Raw genomic sequence first — 3,431 nt, 5'->3', positions numbered from 1 at the left:
CTCGGCACCACCGTCGGCGCCACCGTCCTGCTGACCCGGGGTCGCGCCACCGTCGGCCGGACCCTCGGCACCACCGTCGGCGCCACCGTCCTGGTGACCCGGGGTCGCACCGCCGTCGGCCGGACCCTCGAGGCCGCCGCCGCTGGTGGTCGTCATGTCGTCGTCGTTGAGTGCCATGGGTGCTCCCTCGGATGTGCCGCCCCGCCGTACGCCGGGGTCCGTCGTGCAGCGGGTGGTACCCCACACGCGATCTTCTCTAACCACACCGTAGACGGCCGTCGTGCCCGATACGGGCGGTTCGCCGGTCAACCGTTGCGACAGGTCGCGCCGTTGAGGGTGAACAGGGTCGGCGAGGTGTTGGTGCCGCCGTGGGTGCCCTGGAAGCCGAAGCTCACGGTGCCGCCGGGGGCGACGGCGCCGTTCCACGAGGCGTTGCGGGCGGTCACCTGCGTGCCGGACTGGGTCACCGTGGCGTTCCACCCTCCTGTGACCGTCTGACCCGAGGTGAGGGCGAACCGTACCGTCCAGCCGTTGACCGTGGCGGGCCCGTCGTTGCGGACGCGCACCTCGGCGGTGAAGCCGTTGTTCCAGGAGTTCGGTACGTAGGTGACGGTGCAGCCGGGCGGCGGGAGCGTCGGCGTGGGGGTTGGCGACGGCGAGGTGGGGGTCGGGGTCGGATTCACGCCGCCGCCGAGCGCCTCGCTGACCGCCTGGTACGCGGGCTTCGGCGCGTAGGCGTCGTCCCAGATCAGGGCGGCGCCCTGCCCGGGGAAGACCGCGGGGATCCACGAGTACCGGTCGGTGATGCCCCACGTGGTGACACCCGCGCACCGGGTGACCGCGAGGCAGGCGTTCACCACGCGCTTGTAGTCGGCGGCCTGGGCGGCCAGGTTGGCCGCGGTCGCCGGCGTGGGCATCCGGATGTCCAGCTCCGTGATCCGGACGTCCACGCCGAGGTCGGCGAAGCGCTGGAGGTTGGCCTGAAGGTCGCCGGGGACCTGGCCGACGATCAGGTGAGCCTGGAAGCCGACGCAGTCGATCGGCACGCCGCGCGTCCGGAGGTCGCGGACCAGGTTGTAGATCGCGGTGCTCTTCGCGTTGATCCCGTCGGTGCTGTAGTCGTTGATGCAGAGCTTGGCGGCCGGGTCGGCGGTGCGCGCGGCCTGGAACGCCTCCTCGATCCAGCTGTCGCCGATGCGCTGCTGGAAGACGCTGTCCCGGCGGGCGCCGGTGCCGCCGTCGGCGAACGCCTCGTTGACGACGTCCCACGCGGCGACCGTGCCCCGGTAGTGGCCGGCCACCCCGGCGATGTGCTGGTGCATGGCCGAGAGCAGCTCCGGCCCGGACAGCCCGCTCGCCCAGCCGGGCAGCTGGGAGTGCCAGACGAGGGTGTGGCCGTACAGCTTCTTGCCGGTGGTGGCGGCGTAGTCGGCGACCCGGTCGCCGGCGGCGAAGGTGAACTGGCCCCGGTTCGGTTCGGTGGCGTCCCACTTCATCGCGTTCTCGGCGACCACCAGGTTGAACTCGGCGTCGGCGATCTGCCGGTACGGGGCCTCGGTGAGGCGGTTCGGGTCGAGCGCGAAACCGATGTCCCGGCCCTTCGCGTCGGCGAGCGCCTTGAGGGTGGTGGCTGCCGAGGCGGGCTCGGGCTGGCCGACGGTCTGGCCGACGGCGAGCGCCGCACCGGCCGCCAGGACGGCGGCCAGGAGGCCGGCGCGGCGACGGCCGGCGTGGTGGGGTTGGGTGCGCATGCGTCCTCTGTCCTTCGTCGGGGCCACCCGGGAACGGGCGGCGGGAGTACGACGTCGGTCGATGGGAGCGCTACCACATCGTGTCAGAGCCGACCGGGTCGGTCAACCCGCCGGCGCCCTGGAAGGCGCGAAACCGACCGTGGTGACAGGATGGTCGGGGCTGACGACGGAGGTGGCGATGAGCGAGGCGACGCGACCGCAGCCGCTGGAGCCGGTGACCGAGGAGTGGGAGCGGGCGCTGGCGATCGTGGCGCACCCCGACGACCTGGAGTTCGGCGCGGCGGCCGCCGTCGCACGCTGGACCGACCAGGGCAAGCGGATCGTCTACTGCCTGGTCACCAGTGGCGAGGCCGGCATCGACGGGATGCCTCCCGAGCGCGCGCGGGAGGTCCGCGAGGCCGAGCAGCGGGAGTCGGCCGCACTGGTCGGTGTGGACACCGTGGAGTTCCTCGGCCTGCCCGACGGCATCCTGGAGTACGGGGTGCCGCTGCGCCGGGAACTGGCCCGCACGGTCCGCCGACACCGCCCCGAGATCGTGCTCACGAACAACTTCCGGGACACCTGGGACGGGGCGTACGCGCTGAACCAGGCCGACCACATCGCCACCGGCCGCGCGGTGCTGGACGCGGTCCGCGACGCCGGCAACCGGTGGGTCTTCCCCGACCAGCTGACCGAGGGCCTCGACCCGTGGACCGGCGTCCGCCAGGTGTGGGCCGCCGCCTCGCCGCGGAGTGCACACGGCGTGGACGTGACGGCGACCTTCGACCGGGGCGTGGCGTCGCTGCGGGCGCACGAGGCGTACCTGGGCGGGCTGGGCGACGGCAGCTTCGACGCGGAGGAGTTCCTGGAGGGGCTGAGCCGACCGGTGGGCGCCCGGCTCGGCGTCCGCCACGGCGCCGCGTTCGAGGTGTTCCACTTCGACCTCTGGTAGGGGCACGGCGATGATCCTGGTCGGCACGTCCGGATGGCAGTACCGGGACTGGCGGGACCGCTTCTACCCCGCCGGCCTGCCGCAGCGGCTCTGGCTGGAGCACTTCGCCGCGCGCTTCGCCACGGTCGAGGTCAACAACGCCTTCTACCGGCTGCCGGAGCGGGACACCTTCGCCGCCTGGCGGGCCCGCACGCCCGACGACTTCTGCGTGGCGGTGAAGATGAGCCGCTACCTGACCCACATCAAGCGGTTGCGGGAGCCGGCGGAACCGGTCGCACGGTTCCTCGGCCGGGCCACCGCCCTCGGCGACCGGCTGGGCCCGGTGCTGCTGCAACTGCCGCCCACCCTGCCGGCCGACCCGGACGCGCTGGACGCGACCCTGCGCCTCTTTCCCGCCGACGTACGGGTCGCGGTGGAGCCGCGCCACCCCTCCTGGTGGACCGACGCCACCCGAGCGGTGCTGGAGCGGCGGCGGGCGGCCCTGGTCTGGGCCGACCGGCTCGGCCGGCCGGTGGCACCGCGCTGGCGCACCACCGACTTCGGCTACCTGCGCCTGCACGAGGGGCGGGCGCGACCGCACCCGCGCTACGGGCGGGCGGCCCTGGCCTCGTGGGTGCGCCGGCTGACCGACACGTTCACGGCCGACGAGCCGGTGTACGTCTACTTCAACAACGACCCGGGCGGCGCGGCCGTCGTCGACGCGGTCGCCTTCGCCGACCTGGCGCGACGCGCCAGCGTGCCGGTCAGCC

At 73.7% G+C, this 3,431-nt stretch carries 3 protein-coding genes; 2 read left to right on the top strand and 1 reads right to left on the bottom strand.

Annotation, left to right across the window (positions count from 1 at the left end; genetic code table 11):
* Positions 1 to 305: 305 nt before the first annotated feature.
* The gene (locus AB0I76_RS25610) at positions 306 to 1,751 is read right to left on the bottom strand and encodes an endo-1,4-beta-xylanase (protein WP_357040378.1); all 1,446 of its coding nucleotides are present in this window, start codon (positions 1,749 to 1,751) and stop codon (positions 306 to 308) included.
* A 178-nt stretch (positions 1,752 to 1,929) separates the two neighbouring features.
* On the opposite strand from AB0I76_RS25610, the gene AB0I76_RS25605 reads away from it, so the two are divergent.
* Entirely contained in the window at positions 1,930 to 2,682 is a 753-nt protein-coding gene (locus tag AB0I76_RS25605) for a PIG-L deacetylase family protein (protein ID WP_357040375.1), read from the top strand.
* Between the two features lie 10 nt (positions 2,683 to 2,692).
* Positions 2,693 to 3,431: DUF72 domain-containing protein (locus tag AB0I76_RS25600; RefSeq protein WP_357040372.1), on the top strand; the 739-nt coding region annotated here is incomplete at its 3' end.

The organism is Micromonospora sp. NPDC049799 (assembly GCF_040656655.1).
Lineage (GTDB): Bacteria > Actinomycetota > Actinomycetes > Mycobacteriales > Micromonosporaceae > Micromonospora.
Note: the sequence above shows the minus strand (reverse complement) of the source record. Positions and strands in the feature narration are given on the sequence as shown.